18 protein-coding genes and 1 pseudogene are annotated in these 14,465 nt (G+C 65.4%); 9 read left to right on the forward strand and 10 right to left on the reverse strand.

The genetic code is table 11. The features are described from left to right. Nucleotides 1-174 precede the first annotated feature (174 nt). The 3 genes from HLH25_RS19365 to HLH25_RS19375 form a co-directional block, all read right to left on the reverse strand. Nucleotides 175-585, reverse strand: coding sequence for a DUF3465 domain-containing protein (locus tag HLH25_RS19365; protein ID WP_182975659.1), 411 nt, complete (start codon nt 583-585; stop codon nt 175-177). Between the two features lie 89 nt (nt 586-674). Continuing rightward, nucleotides 675-1,589, reverse strand: coding sequence for a polyphosphate kinase 2 family protein (locus tag HLH25_RS19370; RefSeq protein WP_182975644.1), 915 nt, complete (start codon nt 1,587-1,589; stop codon nt 675-677). A gap of 2 nt (nt 1,590-1,591) precedes the next feature. Then, on the reverse strand, nt 1,592-2,350 hold the full coding sequence (locus HLH25_RS19375; protein ID WP_182975645.1) for an SDR family NAD(P)-dependent oxidoreductase: 759 nt from the start codon (nt 2,348-2,350) through the stop codon (nt 1,592-1,594). Between the two features lie 115 nt (nt 2,351-2,465). Between HLH25_RS19375 and HLH25_RS19380 the strand changes: the two genes are divergently transcribed. Next, entirely contained in the window at nt 2,466-3,050 is a 585-nt protein-coding gene (locus HLH25_RS19380) for a YqgE/AlgH family protein (RefSeq protein WP_182975646.1), read from the forward strand. 82 nt (nt 3,051-3,132) lie between these two features. Here HLH25_RS19380 and HLH25_RS19385 read toward each other — a convergent pair whose 3' ends face one another. From HLH25_RS19385 to HLH25_RS19400, 4 genes are all read right to left on the reverse strand, one after another. Then, nucleotides 3,133-4,098, reverse strand: coding sequence for a TIGR01459 family HAD-type hydrolase (locus tag HLH25_RS19385; RefSeq protein WP_343065519.1), 966 nt, complete (start codon nt 4,096-4,098; stop codon nt 3,133-3,135). Beyond that, a complete protein-coding gene (locus HLH25_RS19390; protein ID WP_182975660.1) occupies nt 3,990-5,060 on the reverse strand; it encodes a quinone-dependent dihydroorotate dehydrogenase in 1,071 nt (356 codons plus the stop codon). The genes HLH25_RS19385 and HLH25_RS19390 overlap by 109 nt, the downstream gene beginning before the upstream one ends. 299 nt (nt 5,061-5,359) lie before the next feature. Continuing rightward, complete coding sequence (fumC, locus tag HLH25_RS19395; RefSeq protein WP_182975648.1) at nt 5,360-6,808, reverse strand: class II fumarate hydratase; 1,449 nt, start codon at nt 6,806-6,808, stop codon at nt 5,360-5,362. Between the two features lie 317 nt (nt 6,809-7,125). Further along, nucleotides 7,126-8,043, reverse strand: a complete 918-nt coding sequence (locus HLH25_RS19400; protein ID WP_182975649.1) for a hypothetical protein — start codon at nt 8,041-8,043, stop codon at nt 7,126-7,128. A gap of 1,091 nt (nt 8,044-9,134) precedes the next feature. Between HLH25_RS19400 and HLH25_RS20810 the strand changes: the two are divergent. The 5 genes and pseudogenes from HLH25_RS20810 to HLH25_RS19420 all read left to right on the forward strand — a co-directional run. Then, nucleotides 9,135-9,383: pseudogene (locus HLH25_RS20810) on the forward strand (nicotinate-nucleotide--dimethylbenzimidazole phosphoribosyltransferase); the annotation flags it as partial. Between the two features lie 53 nt (nt 9,384-9,436). Continuing rightward, nucleotides 9,437-9,622 (forward strand): hypothetical protein, encoded by a 186-nt coding sequence (locus tag HLH25_RS20430; RefSeq protein ID WP_246402858.1) that lies wholly within the window; start codon nt 9,437-9,439, stop codon nt 9,620-9,622. A 3-nt stretch (nt 9,623-9,625) separates the two neighbouring features. Further along, nucleotides 9,626-9,874, forward strand: a complete 249-nt coding sequence (locus HLH25_RS19410) for a nicotinate-nucleotide--dimethylbenzimidazole phosphoribosyltransferase family protein (protein WP_182975651.1) — start codon at nt 9,626-9,628, stop codon at nt 9,872-9,874. A gap of 524 nt (nt 9,875-10,398) precedes the next feature. Beyond that, nucleotides 10,399-10,548: a hypothetical protein gene (locus tag HLH25_RS19415; protein ID WP_182975652.1), complete on the forward strand. Its 150-nt coding sequence runs from the start codon at nt 10,399-10,401 to the stop codon at nt 10,546-10,548. A 136-nt stretch (nt 10,549-10,684) separates the two neighbouring features. Next, entirely contained in the window at nt 10,685-11,017 is a 333-nt protein-coding gene (locus HLH25_RS19420) for a DMT family transporter (protein ID WP_182975653.1), read from the forward strand. A 20-nt stretch (nt 11,018-11,037) separates the two neighbouring features. Here HLH25_RS19420 and HLH25_RS19425 read toward each other — a convergent pair whose 3' ends face one another. Both HLH25_RS19425 and HLH25_RS20605 read right to left on the reverse strand, forming a co-directional pair. Beyond that, complete coding sequence (locus HLH25_RS19425; RefSeq protein ID WP_182975654.1) at nt 11,038-11,460, reverse strand: CHRD domain-containing protein; 423 nt, start codon at nt 11,458-11,460, stop codon at nt 11,038-11,040. 99 nt (nt 11,461-11,559) lie between these two features. Then, nucleotides 11,560-11,694: a hypothetical protein gene (locus tag HLH25_RS20605; protein ID WP_255318174.1), complete on the reverse strand. Its 135-nt coding sequence runs from the start codon at nt 11,692-11,694 to the stop codon at nt 11,560-11,562. Nucleotides 11,695-12,011: 317 nt separating this feature from the next. On the opposite strand from HLH25_RS20605, the gene HLH25_RS19430 reads away from it, so the two are divergent. Next, nucleotides 12,012-12,239, forward strand: coding sequence for a hypothetical protein (locus HLH25_RS19430; protein ID WP_182975655.1), 228 nt, complete (start codon nt 12,012-12,014; stop codon nt 12,237-12,239). Nucleotides 12,240-12,285: 46 nt separating this feature from the next. On the opposite strand, the gene HLH25_RS19435 is transcribed toward HLH25_RS19430, so the two are convergent. Then, nucleotides 12,286-13,197, reverse strand: a complete 912-nt coding sequence (locus tag HLH25_RS19435) for a lysophospholipid acyltransferase family protein (RefSeq protein WP_246402859.1) — start codon at nt 13,195-13,197, stop codon at nt 12,286-12,288. A gap of 339 nt (nt 13,198-13,536) precedes the next feature. Here HLH25_RS19435 and HLH25_RS19440 point away from each other — a divergent pair, with 339 nt between their 5' ends. Next, on the forward strand, nt 13,537-13,689 hold the full coding sequence (locus HLH25_RS19440; protein WP_182975657.1) for a hypothetical protein: 153 nt from the start codon (nt 13,537-13,539) through the stop codon (nt 13,687-13,689). A 257-nt stretch (nt 13,690-13,946) separates the two neighbouring features. After that, nucleotides 13,947-14,357 carry a hypothetical protein gene (locus HLH25_RS19445; protein ID WP_182975658.1) on the forward strand — a complete coding sequence of 137 codons (411 nt, stop codon included), beginning with the start codon at nt 13,947-13,949 and terminating at the stop codon, nt 14,355-14,357. Nucleotides 14,358-14,465 lie beyond the last annotated feature (108 nt).

Genomic DNA, 14,465 nt, shown 5'->3' on the forward strand with positions numbered 1-14,465 from the left:
GCAGTCCAAAGGCTTCGCGGTCCATCTCGCTTCCCTCCAGGAAACATAAGATGAAACGCACAAAACAGCACAACGATCCCAAACCCAACACTTAACGATAACAGAGCCTTTCCAAAGGCGCCGCCTTTGGCGGGGCGTGGGGCAGAGCCCCACAAAAACCCGCCCCCGCAAAGACTACTGATACCGTACCCCGTTAACGCTGACATATCCCGGCATCCCCCACTTCCGGCCCGTGCCGCGATGGGTCCAGTCGATGCCCTGGCTTCGCGGATTGTCGTAATAATACCGCCCCACGACATCGACAGCATCGCCCTTGGCCACCCACGGCCATGCCGGTGCCGCCATCCGGTCCAGATCCGATACGATGCGGATCGACACGCCCTGCCCGACATCGACATAGAAATATCCGTGCCACCCGCTGCGCGTCTGCCGCGGGCGGGATACCGCGATCACCCGGCCGCAGACATGCACGGGCTGGTCCCCGCGCAGCGATCCGCCCTCGAACGCCTGTTGCACCGCCAGGAAATGCCGGTTGTCGCAGGCCGGCCCGATCGCCTCCTGCGCATGGGCTCCACGCATGGTCATGGCAAGCGCCAGACCCGCGACGAGCGCCCATGCCCGCCTGCCATGCCCGCCACGTCGCTCCATGCGCAACACCCCTGTCCGTTCCATCATCATCCGTGCTTCGCCTTCGGTGCCTGGGCTTCGAGTTCCTGACGCACCGCCGCCATGTCGCGGACGATATCGGGCGCCGGGTCCGGCACGCTCAGCTTCAGCCCCTCCAGGGCCTCGATGATCGTCTCCATCACCAGCAGCCGTGCCATCCATTTCCGATCGGCCGGAATCACGAACCATGGGGCGCTGGGCTGGGCGGTATTGCGGATCGCCTCGCGATAGGCATCGCGATAGGCGTCCCAATGTTCGCGCTCCCGCGCGTCGGAAACCGAGAATTTCCAGTGCTTCTCGTCCAGGTCGATCCGGCGCAGGAAGCGTTTCCGCTGTTCTTCCTTCGACAGGTTCAGGAAGAATTTCAGCACGACCGTGCCCTGCCGCGACAGGTAATGCTCGAAATGCTTGATATCGCGATACCGCTCATCCCAGATCGCGCCATCGCGCAGGCTGGCCGGGATCTTCTGCTTCACCAGCAGGTCGGGATGCACCCGCGTGACGAGAACCTCCTCGTAATGGCTGCGGTTGAAGATCCCGATCCGCCCGCTGGACGGCGCGACCAGATGCACGCGCCACAGATAATCATGCGAGAGTTCGACCGGCCCCGGCTGTTTGAACGACGTCACCGTCACGCCCTGGGGATTCACCCCGGACATCACATGCTTGATCATCCCGTCCTTGCCGCCGGCATCCATCGCCTGGAACACCAGCAGCAGCGACCATGTGCCGTTGGCATAGAGCAGTTCCTGCAAGGCCGCGAGGCGCTTCACCCCCTGGCGCAGCAGATGCTTGCCCGCCGCCTTGTCGATATCCCTGATCTGGGCGACGCGGGTCGGGTGCTGCACGAGGTCGAAGCTTGCACCGTCTTCGATCCGGCAGCGATGCAGCAGCGTCTTGAGGTCGATCGCGTTCTCGGTCATGGTCAAACCTCCAGCCCACGGGCCACGGCCAGACCGCCGGCCGCCTGACAGGTCGGCATCATCTCGATGCGGTTGATGTTGACGTGCGCGGGCAGACCCAGCACCCAGGCCACGGTCTCGGCGATATCCTCCGGCTGGATCGGATGGGTATCCTGATACACGGCCGCCGCCTTGGAATCGTCACGCAGGCGCACATTGCTGAATTCGCTGCCGCCACACAGGCCCGGCTCCAGATTCGTCGCCCGCACCTTCGTGCCCAGCAGGTCGCACCGCAGATTGCGCATGAACTGCGCCACGAACGCCTTGGTGCCGCCATAGACGTTGCCGCCCAGATACGGGTAGGTGCCGGCGGTGCTGCCGATCGAAACGATATGGCCGCGATCACGCGCCACCATGCCCGGCAGCAGCGCATGCGTGATCTCGACCAGCCCTGCGATATTGGTCTCGATCATCTGCCGCCAGTCGGCCACCGCGCTGTCCTGCGCCTTGCCCACGCCCAGCGCGAGACCGGCATTGTTGACCAGAATATCCACCTCCTGCCATCCTTCGGGCAGGCTGGCCGGCAGCACGCGCAGGGCGGCGGCGTCATCCATGTCCAGCACCAGCGGCAACAGCGCCGGCCCCAGCGATCCGGCCAGCGCGTCCAGCCTGTCGCGGCGGCGCCCGGTGGCAATCACCCGATAGCCATCGCCCACCAGCCGTTCCGCGATCGCCTTGCCGAAACCGGCCGTCGCCCCCGTCACCAGAACAATCTTCGTCATCTCTGGATGCTCCTTCGCCATCTTGTCGTGAAGAGTTAAGCGCCAATCGCCGTGTGGTCGCAAATCGGCCCGCCGCGGTTGCAATACCCGGCGGTTCTTGGTCTATGTAAAAAGAATGTTTCCCCTATCCCAGACGTCCGCCGACTCCCTTACGGGCTCCCTGCTTGTCGCCTCCCCGGCCTTGGCGGACAGCCCTTTCGCCCGCACCGTGATCTTTCTCTGCGCCCATGTGCCCGGAGAGGGCGCGATGGGGCTGATCGTCAATCGCCGGTTGTCGCAGCCGGGCCTTGACGACGTGCTGGAGCGCCTTGGCATCGCCCCGGTACCGCCACGTCGGCGAATCGCGCTCTGTGCGGGTGGCCCGGTGGATGGCGGCCGGGGCTTCGTGCTGCATTCCTCGGACTGGAGCGGCGACAGCAGCCTGTCAGTCGATAACGGCACGACGTTGACCGCCAGCCTGGACGTGCTGCGCGACATCGCCGATGGTGCCGGCCCCCGCAACGCCCTGCTGGCATTGGGCCACGCGAGCTGGCGCGACGATCAACTGGAAGACGAGATCATCCGCCGCAACGCCTGGCTTCCCGCCCCGCCCAGCAACGAGATCCTGTTCGGCCTGGATCACGGCGCCAAATGGCGTCAGGCCCTGGCGACCATCAATATGGACCCCATCCACTTGACCGACCAAGCCGGCAGAGCCTGAAAGCCTGATCGGCAATACGCGCTGGCGGCGATCCGGCGCGCGTCGTGTCGGGCGAGGATCAAGCCCGCGCACCGAGCCCCGCTCAGGCTGCCCAGCGGAAGGACGGCACGCAGGCGACCGGTGCCAGCCCGGCCGAGGACGCCTCCGCTTCGGCCAGCGCGGTGTCGTCGCCGATCATTTCCTGATGGATGCCGCCCAGCACCCAGCACCCATCGACCCCGACCGCCTTTGCCCCGCGCATATCGGTGGCCAGCGCGTCGCCCACCGCCAGCACGCGCGCACGCGGCACGTCGAGCATGCGCAGGACCGGGCCATAGACCTCCGGATGCGGCTTGCCGATCCAGCGGACGGCGCAGCCTTTCTGCTCATACAGGCTGGCCAGCAGACCGGCGCAGATCAGGCGCCGGCCACCCCGGATCACTTCCAGATCGGGGTTGGCGCACACCATCTTCAGCCCGCGCGCGGCACAGGCGTCCAGCAACGGCAGATAGGGCGCGGGATCGCCTTCGCCCTGTTCGGGGTTCGGTCCGGTATTCAGGAGGAAATCGGCCTCGGCCGGGTCTTCGACCCGTTCCAGATCCAGTCCTTCGAACAGGTTATAATCCTTGGGTGCCCCCAGATGCAGCATCCGCCGACCGAGCCCGGCGAACCACGGGTCGGAACGCTCGGCCAGCAGTCCGCGCGTATATTCGCCGCTGGTCATCACGCCATCATACAGATCGTCCGCCACGCCCATGGCGCGCAATCCGTCACACACGACCGAGACCCGACGGGGCGCGTTGGAAAGCAGCACGACCCGCTTCCCGGCCGCGCGCAGCGCCGCCAGCGTGTCCCGCGCCCCCGGATAGGCGCTGATCCCGTCATGGATCACGCCCCAGAGATCGACGATAAAGCCGTCATACTGCTCGGCCAGCGGTGCGAACCCATCGAGAAAACGCATCATGCGGTCCCTTTCGCATCGGCCAGCGTCTCGAACCCTTCGGCGTTCAGGGCACGGACGACCTCGCGCTTCAGGCGCCGCACGATTCCCGGCCCTTCGTAAGCGAATGCGCTGTAAAGCTGCACCAGATCGGCCCCGGCGCGCACGCTGTCCACGATATCGGCCCCGGTCTCGATGCCGCCACAGGCCACGAGGGTCAGGCGCCCGGCGGCAATCCGCACCGCCTCGCGCAACACCGTCTCGGCCAGGGGGCGCAGCGGGCGCCCCGACAGACCGCCAGCTTCATTGGCATACCGGCTGCGCAGCCCGTCAGGCCGCGAAATGGTGGTGTTGGTTACGGTCACACCCTGCGCACCGCCGGCAATCACGGCCTCGATCACCGGCCCGATATCGTCGCGGGCCAGATCGGGCGCCAGCTTGACCAGCAGCGGAGGCCGATCGGGATGGGCTTCGGCAATCGCCTGAAGAATCGCCTGCAACCGGTCGGCCTGTTGCAGATCGCGCAGGCCGGGCGTGTTGGGCGACGACAGATTCAGTACGATATAATCGGCATAGTGCTTCACCCGCCCGACCAGACGGGGATAGTCGCGCTCGGGATCGGCACCCTTCTTGTTGATGCCCAGATTGGCCCCCACGGGCACCCGCGCGCCGGCACCGGTGCCCTTGGCGGGCAGGCGATGCAGCCGTGCCAATCGGACGGCGAACCGGTCGATGCCCTGATTGTTGAAGCCCATCCGGTTGATGATCGCCCGGTCTTCCGTCAGCCGGAACAGGCGCGGGCGCGGATTGCCTTCCTGCGGCAACGGCGTCACCGTGCCGGCTTCGACAAAGCCGAACCCGATCCGCGCCAGCGGCCGGATCACCTGGGCGTTCTTGTCGAAACCCGCGGCGATGCCGATCGGATTGGGAAAGCGCAACCCCATCGCCCGCACCGACAGGGCCGGATCATCACGACCTGAGCCGCTACCGCCCCCCAGACCGAGCATAAGGGCATTCAGGGCGAGGCGATGCGCCTCCTCCGGGTCCAGCCGCCGCACCAGCTTCATCGACAGATTCGACACGATATTCATCATGACCCAATTTTCTGCCGTACATCCGGGGGCGTTAAAAGGGCCTCACCGGAAAAACCCCACCCGACAGTCTTCCGATCACGACGATGCCGCCATCAGAACCGGAACACAAACGCCGTCGCCCGATGAACTGCGAAGACCCTTCGTGGAAATGTGGACTGGTGAGCGAGAGTGCCGCGCAGCGGCATGGCCGGCGTGTGTCCGCGAGCACCGGAGCGGAGCGGCCTTACGGGCCGTGAGCACCGGAGCACAGCGGATGCGCGTCGGATCGCCACCAGCGCGCATTTACACGAAGGGTCTCAGGCGCTGGCGGTGCCTTGGCCTACCATATCGATCGGCCGCACCAGACGATCGAAAGTTTCCGCATTCACCAGACCGGATCGCAACGCGGCCTCGCGCAGCGACAGATCATGCTCCATCGCGTCATGCGCGATCGCCGAGGCGCGGTCATAGCCGATGGTGGGTGCCAGCGCCGTTACCAGCATCACCGATCCCTCGACATAGCGGCGAATCCGCTCGAGATTCAAATGCGTACCCTCGACCGAGAACGTCCGGAACGACCGGCAGCCATCGGCCAGTATCCGCAGCGAATGCAGCACGTTCGCGATCACGACCGGCCGCATCACGTTCAGTTCGAACTGTCCCTGGCTCCCCGCGAAGGCAACAGCGGCATCGTTGCCCAGGATCTGGGTACAGATCATGACCATGGCCTCGCACTGGGTCGGATTGACCTTGCCCGGCATGATCGACGATCCCGGCTCGTTCGCCGGCAGCACCAGTTCCCCCAACCCGCAACGCGGCCCCGAACCCAGCCAGCGCATATCATTGGCGATCTTCATCAGCACCACCGCGCATCCGCGAATGGCCGACGATATGCGCACCATCGCATCCAGCCCGGCGAGGGCGGCGAATTTATTGGGCGCGGTCACGAATCCCGCACCGGTCAGTTCCGCGAGGCGAGCCGCGATCGCCTCGCCGAAACCTGCCGGCGCGTTCAGTCCGGTTCCTACCGCCGTGCCGCCGGCCGCCAGTTCCAGCCCCCCCTCGCGCGCGGCCGCCACGGCACGCATGGCATCGCGAATCTGGTGCGCCCATCCCGACCATTCCTGACCGACCGTCAGCGGCACCGCATCCTGCAAATGGGTGCGACCGATTTTCACGACATCCTGCCATTCGCGCGACCGCGTTTCGATCAGTCCGGCCAGCGCATCCAGTTCCGGCAGCAGGCGCGCATCGATCCCGCGCACCGTTGCCACATGCATGGCGGTGGGAAACGTGTCGTTGCTGGACTGCCCCATATTGACATCGTCATTGGGGTGGATCGGCTTCTGGCTACCCACTTCGCCGCCCAGCAACTGGATCGCGCGATTGGCGATAACCTCGTTGACGTTCATGTTGGTCTGTGTGCCCGACCCGGTCTGCCAGACAAACAATGGGAAATGTGCGTCCAACTTCCCGTCGGCGACTTCGTCCGCCGCCTGGATGATGGCGGCGGCCTTCCAGTCGGGCAGGCGCCCGGCCGCCCGGTTGACCAGCGCCGCCGCTTTCTTCACCACGCCGTAAGCCCGGCAGAGTTCCAGCGGCATCCTGTCGGTGCCAATCGAAAAATGGATCAGGCTGCGCTGGGTCTGCGCTCCCCAATAGCGATCGGCCGGCACCGGCAGCGCGCCCATCGCATCATGCTCCTGCCGCTCGCCCTGCGCATTCAGGCCGATCGGCAGATCGGCATGCAGTCGGTATTCGGACATGTCGTCATCCTCCGTCACGTCAGATTACGTCGCCGCGACCGGCAGATCCGGTCAGCCGCCCGCGGCACGGTGCCACCCCCGGCAGCCTACCGTCCACCGAATCCCCATCACCAATTCGGCATGAATCGCGAGACACCCACCGTGGACATGCCAGTTACCCGCGCAGCGCGGACAGCCGCCGTCCGTTTCCAGACGCAGGCTTTTTTTTGCGTCTCACCTTGAGACAACGACAAAAAAAGGGGGCGACACGTCCATGACGTGTCGCCCCCTTTCCGCACGAAGCACCTGCGCCTACGGCGCGTGGCGCCAGGCGTAGATTACTGACCGCGCGCCGCAGCCAGACGCGCCAGACGCACCTGCTTGCGCGCCTCGCGCGCTTCACGCCATGCATCGACCGCCGTGCGATCACCCTTCGTCATACGGCGACCGGCTCCACGCTGCGGCGTCGGCGCGGCCTTGGCAGCAACCGCCTTCTTGGCCGGCACGGGCGCCTTGGCACCCTTGGCCGGAACTTTCGCGGCCTTCGCAACGGTCTTCGCGGCAGGCTTCGCCGCTGCCTTCACCGCGACCTTCGCCGTCGGCTTGGCCACTTCCTTCGGCGCGGCCTTGCGGCCGGCGGCAGCCTTGGCCTTCGCGGCCGGAGCCTTCACTTCCGGCGCCGGTGCCGCCTTGACCGACTTCGCCGGGGCTTTACGGGTTCTTACCGAAACCGGCTCGGCCTCCACGACCGCTGCGGCCCGTGCCTTCGCACCCCGCTTGGGAGCCTCGACCGGTGCGGCGACCACGGTGGCAGCCTTGCCACGGGCAGGCACCTTGGCCGGGGCCACCGGCGCCGCCACGATCGCGGCCTTGCGCGTGGTGGCGGGCTTGGCAGCCGCCTTCTTGGCGGGCTTGCGGGGCGATGTCACCGCTTCTTCCGCAACGGGGCCAACCTTCAGCGTCGTACGGGGCGTGCCACGGCGACGTGCGGGCGCAGGCACCACGGGTGCCTCGACCGGCTCGGCCGCCACCTTGGCCGCCTTGGCAACACGCGTGCGACGCGCCGGCTTTTCCTCGACCTTGGCCGCGACGGGCGCCGGCGCGACAGGAGCCGTTTCAATCTTGGTCGCGGCGGCCTTGGCCTTCCCGCGCCCACGCTTCGCAGGCGCCGGCTCGGGTGCTGCGGGCGTCGTCACCACAGTCTCGACATCCTTGCGGGACGCCCGGCGACGGGTGGCTTTCGTTTCATCACTCATTACAGGTGTAACCTTTCGTTGTCTTAACGACCGACAGTCCGAAGACCGCGCGCCATGCCGGCATGATCGGAAACCGGAATTCTGAAAGACCGTTTTCATTCGCCGCCATCACCGATGGCTTGCCTGGATGGTCGAAAAAATATCTTTCTTCTTTGGCATCATCTCGGCGTTGCGGCGGCCGCTGTCAAGTCAAAGCATGAACCATGTCTCATTTTTTCTTGCATACCCGCGGATGCCATCGCGTCATCCCAAAACACAGTCCCGCATGAATTATCATTTTCTATTATTATTTATAAGATTTTCCAAAAGATACAAAAGTTCACGTTTCTTCCAGAATCCGCGTCGCGGCTGTCGATCCGACACGCCACGACGCAAGGGAAGAGCAACCGGAACCCCGCGTCGCAGCCGTCGGGAATGGCGGAGACGAGAAACCGGCCGTGCTGTCAGCCGATTTCCCGGCGCCCTCCGGCCGACCGGTCTGGCTCGATGGCGGTTTGATTTCGAAAATCTTCGAACGAACGGGCATGAGTATCATCGCGGGATCTCGGCCCCGGAAGCAACGCCCTCGCGTCCTCCGCACGGAGGACGCGCTCCCCGCCGATGATCGCAACGGGATGGCATGCATCCGCACACGCCCAGCCATGCGCTCATCAGATACAGAACGTCACGCCGCTCATCCCGGTGCATCTCAAGCAGCAATCGCCGCATTTCACGATCATCCGGCCTTCGCCGACACCAGCCATGGGTTGGTTGAGCCATCGGTCTCTGATGCGATATCGCGTTCCGCAAGCATAAGATTGATCGATCGCCTGGACAGGCAATCCACCGGCGCCGATGCCGACCCGGCGGCCTCCAACGCGGCCATGGGGTCGAAGGTTCTTCCAGCATGTACCCACCGGCGACGCGATTGTCGCGAAGCCGGACGATTCGTCCTTGCATTTCGCCATCCCAGGCATGGGTGGTGACAATATAGATCCGGATAGATCCGGGGGCGCAGTGACCCGACATACCGTCTTTCCCGATCGCCCGCCTCCCGGCGTCAGCATGTGGTCGGTCACCGTTCCCCGCGCTGCCCCCCTGCCTATCTCCTGATGTCCTGCAACCGGAGGCGTAACGCCACACAAAGCCCGCCATGCGCGTCCATCCGCGCGCCACCATGTTTTTTCAAGCTTTACGAACCTGCACCTCCCGACGACCCAGCCAGGCAGACCATCGCCACGCGCGCAGCCACATCGACGAAACCAGGCGCCAGCCTCAGCCGCCTGAAGGATCTCACCGCATGGCCGGGCGCATGCCAGGGTCGCACGGCGCCGATGCTGGAGCATGTGCGGATCGTAATCTTCGCCGGTAATCACGAGGCCGTTCGCCATGGGGTTTCACCGTGGGCGGCCAGATGGTCGGCAATTTTGTCGCCGGAGGCGCCGCGATCAACCAACTCGCCGAAGATCTCACGAGCGGTTATACAATGGTCAACGTGCAGACCGACCTGCTGTGCGTGAGCGAGGTGAGAATCGGCAACACCACATCCGCCGCCGTCTTGGCGGCGGCACTGTTCTGCGGCACCGACCCGAATGCGTAGGGCGTGGCGCATACGGTCCTGATCGTCGATCTCGCCCAGGCCCGTCATGCCGCCTGCCAAAACGATCCGCTGACGGCGGCCATGCTGGATGCGGTGCTGGCGATGCGGCATCGCCGCATCCCGGTTCTGCTCGATGATTTCGTATGCAGCACCACCGCGACGCCGCGTGGGCGGCTGCACGCTACGGGACTGGCCCCACACCTGCCTTTCCCACTGTTCGGCCAACACCGTGCATCACGCGCTGGCTCGTGACATGGGCATGGACCCGCTGCCGGATCTGGGGCCGCGCCCGAGCGAAGACCCCAGCAACGCATTCACCGTGCCGCCGGTGTGGGCGTCAGCGGGCGCACATAGAACGTGTCAGACGGAGGCCGAGCCGCGATGGCCGTCCAGTCCGCGGTCATGACGCCGGTTCGGCGGGACGGGCTGGCCGCCACGCTGCCCCGCATGTTGCGTCACGGCTGGGACTGCGCTGCTGATCGGCCGTCTGGCACGGCAGCAGATCGGTGGCCTGACGGGCGACGTGCTCGGCACCCCCGTCAGCGTCGAATGCTGCGGTCCTGAGCCTGGTTGAGCATCGCCGCGCCACCGGGGTGACGGGGCGCCCCATCACATACGCATGATTGCCGCCGCCCCGGCTTGTTCAGCGCCCCGGCCATACCAGATGCCTGTGAGGAGCCTGATACATGCCGACAGCACCCCGGCATGTATTTCCCGGCAGACTCCCGGGCGCATGCGATCCGCACGCCGTCATCCGGATGGAAGGAACACAGGTCATGGACAACAAACGTCTGGCCGGAATTCCCGGCGACGACAGAGTGATGAACAAAGGCAGGCAGATCCTCGGCGGCGTCATCGTCGTGGCCGTGCTGGTCGCCGCGATCCTGGCCAGCATCCTGGTATCCCCGACGATCATCAACCCCTGAAGCCATCGACACGCGGCAACGCGCGCGGGCGGGGGCATGAAGAGCCTCGGTGAACCTTCCCAAGCAGGTTCCGGTTAAGGCATGATCCGCCGGACCGGAACCCGCCGGAAGCCCCCAATCGAGGACCATGCAGGACGTGACGGCCTATCTCCATCTCGCCATGGCCATCATCGCCGAGGTCTTCGCTACATCGTGCCTGAAATACACGGACCAGTTCACCCGACCGGTGCCCACGCTGCTGACCTTCGGCGGCTATGGGATCGCCTTTTTCTTCCTGTCGCTGACTCTGCGCGTGCTGCCGACGGGGATTGCCTACGCCATCTGGTCGGGCGCTGGCATCGTCCTGATTTCCGCCATCAACTGGATCTGGCTGAAACAGCGCCTCGATGCCCCGGCCGTGGCCGGCATGGCGCTGATCGTGCTGGGGGTTGCCGTCATCAACCTGTTCTCCCGCAGCGCCGGCCATTGACCGGCGCTGCGGGAGCGGGATCAGTGAACCTGCAACTGGGCGCGCGCCTCGCCATCCGGCCGGGCGGCGGTATGCAGATTGACGTAGATCTTACCCGCCCGCAGCATGTTGACCTGTTCGGGCGTGAGGATCACCGCGCCGCTTAACGGGCTGGTATAAGGCCCCTTGATCGGTGCCAGCACGCCGGCATCGTGTTCCGCATCGGCCGGACCATGAAAATGGGCGGCCATGACAGCACCACTCAATCCGCGCCATTCGATACGATAGGTCAGCAGATTGCGTTTTTCATTCAATCTGCCGGTCACGGTCCCTGTCGGATGCTCGTTCGCACCGGCGACCGGGACGAACTCGCCCGTTACCTGAACAGTACGTGCCTCAGCCGGCGCAAGGGCCGCGACCGGTGCCGCCATCAGCAGGCCGGCGAACAGCAGGGAACGACGCATGACCTCTATCTCCATTGAAAAAGACCGGCAGAACACGAACCCGTCGGACGCGGCGACGCCGCGCCCGCAGGCATCATGCCGACACCATCATGGCGACTGTCAGATATCCAGACCGGCCGACCGGTTCAGCGCCGAGAGGTCCGGATCGACCCGCGTATCGACGAATCGCGCGACCTGAATGCCACAGGCAATGAGCAGACCCGACGCCAGGCTCATCATTCCCAGATAGACCATTATGCCCTCCTGATGAAAACCAATCCGATCGTGTCTGTAATGACCACCACCTGTGCTCGAATCATGGCAAGAGACAGGCTTTTTTGAGCAGCGGTCACTCTCCGTCCGGCCAGAACCCGGCTCCCCTGTGCTTCTATACGCAGGCGAACAGATATTCCCGTTAACTTAATAAGACGCGGACTGAACACCGCGCCAACGCTCGAAGATAGCCCAAGGTTGCGCCGCCACGCAGCAACCCCTTCCATTCACGAGAGGACTGGACAGCGTCGCGACTCCACCACACATCATAGGCTTGGCAATCCGAGGAAACCGCAGCCATGTCCCGCTTCGCCGACAATGAGGACCGCCCGACCGACGCCGATGCGGGAAAGCACGAACAGGCACGCCGCCTGGCCGAAGCCGCGCTGAAGGCCGAGGAGGAAGGCGATCAGGCCCGCGCCGACGAACTGTTCGCCGAGGCCGACCGCACCGATCCGCAAGCCGTGGAAAATGTCTTGATGGAATGGCCCGCCCACCCCCGCGCGCAACGTCACGCGCGCCACTGACGGGGCCTCGACGCCCGGCCTGCCCCGTTTCGACGGGACAGGCTTCCTACGAAGCCTGCGGGTCCACGTCCTCGGCATTGCGGCGCAACTGTGCCGCCCCTTCCGCCACAGCCTTCCACGCGGCCTGGGCCAGCGCCTTGCGGCTGGGGAAAGCATCGGGATCGAGCGGCGGATGCAGGATCACGCTGGCGCGCATCGAACGCCATTGCAGGAGCTGCCAGACATGCGGCGCAAGATCCATGTCGCCATACCAGGAAAAGACCGGCCGGCGATGGCGATTGACGTTCAGCCCGTCCAACCGGTCATAGACCAGTGAAACCGGCTGGATCAGCGGTGCCATGCCGGGCGCGTAGGTCAGCATCGGCGGGTCGGCCTCGGCCCCCTTGCGCATGGGCGGCATCTTGGCGATCGCGAAGAAGGCCGACATGAAGGGCAGCACACGCATGCCGTCCGACGACGTGCCTTCAGGGAACAGCACCAGATTGTCGCCCTCGATCAGACGGCTGACCATTTCGTCGCGCTCGCGCCCGGTGGTGCTGCGCTGACGGCTGACGAAGATCGTCCGCCCGATGCGCGAGACGGTACCCATGACCGGCCAGGCGCCGATATCGCCCTTGGCCACGAACACCGACGGCAGCACGGTACCCAGCACCGGCACATCCAGCCATGAACAATGGTTGGACACATAGATCACCGGCCGTTCGCCGCGCGCCCGCGCCCTGGCACCGCCCACGGTGCCGGCTCGGGTGCCTGATACACGGATCGTCAGCGACAGCAGCCGGCACAGCACGCCCCAGATCACGCGGGTCCAGCGGATCTTCGCCGTGCCCGGCACCAGCAGCAGCAGCGCCTCGAACGACACCGACGAGGGCACCCAGCAGATGATGGCGAACAGGCGCACGGCCGCGCGCAGGCGCGCCCACAGGCGGCTACCCGACGGAACGGGCGGGCTTTCCATGTCGGCGGAGGACAGATCGGGTCGGGCCGAGCCCCGGGTCGGCCCAGGCCGGCGCGCGCTCATGGACCAACGGCCCGGTGGAGAACAGGGCAATACCGGCTACGGCAAGGAACGAACTTCATGAACCGATCATAACCCGGTTGGAACGCTGCATCAAAAGCCCCGCCTGGGGCCGCCTGACAGCGGTCATGCATCACCAATCGGCCGTCGTGTCAATGAAGGCCGGTCCCCGCGCGAAACATCACATGGCCGACAGGTAGGCGAACAACCTCGGCGATCCGACGTTGAGGTTCCGGTGCGTGCGCCAATCGGGGCACACGCCGATAATGGAGGGTCATCATGTCGAGCGACACGAAACCGACACCGCCAAAACCCGACGACAAGAAGCCGGACCACACGGCCGAGCAGGACGACGCCAACCTGGACGAAGAACTGAAGGACAGCTTCCCGGCCAGCGACCCGCCCTCATCCGGCCACGTAACCGCGCCTTGACAGGCAGGGGGAATCTCCACAGCCAGGGGGCAAGCAAGGGTACGGGCTGGCGGAGATGATGCGCTCCGCGCCCATCGCCTGCCGGACATCCCCAGTTCGTGATCTCCGCCCCCCCTGCGCCGGGTCCGCGTCGATTCCCATGTAGGAGGCCGGGTCACCGCCTCCCCTCCCGCTTGCCGTCATTTTGCAAAGCCGGCGGTCCACCCGTCCCGGATGAAAAGATGGGCACAAGGGAGTGGGCACAAGGGAGATTATCCATGACGACAGCACATTCAGGCGCCCCCGGCTCCGAGCCAGAGGCGGCCTCCGCCATCCCATGCAGGTCACTGGAAATCGCGGCCTGCCTGGACGAGCTTCTCGCCAGCGGCGCGCCGCGCACCGGGTACGACACCCTGTTGCATCGGGCGGCCGATGTCGGCCTGTACGACGTGGTGCGGGCCTGGAGCCTGTCCGACACCCCGGCGACAGTCGATAAAATGACGGCCCGCCTCCTGCTCCCCGCCGAGATGCTGGCCGCTCTTACCCAAGAGACGGCGTGGAGCGATGACGAGGCCCTGACGGCCCTGACGACCGAACTTCCGCTCGCCGTGCGGCGGTACAGTACGAAACAGCGTTTCAACCGCTTCGGTCACACCGGCTGCCACGGCGAAGACCCGGTGCGGCGCTAACCCGGATATCTCACACGAGTAGGTGCATCGGGCTCTGAAAACGGCGAAAGTTCTTGTTGGAAAAGGAAAATCCGCGAGCGAGGCCAGAGACCCGATGCAGACAGAGTG

The sequence above is a fragment of the Gluconacetobacter dulcium genome, from assembly GCF_014174165.1.
GTDB classification, from domain to species: Bacteria; Pseudomonadota; Alphaproteobacteria; order Acetobacterales; family Acetobacteraceae; genus Gluconacetobacter; species Gluconacetobacter dulcium.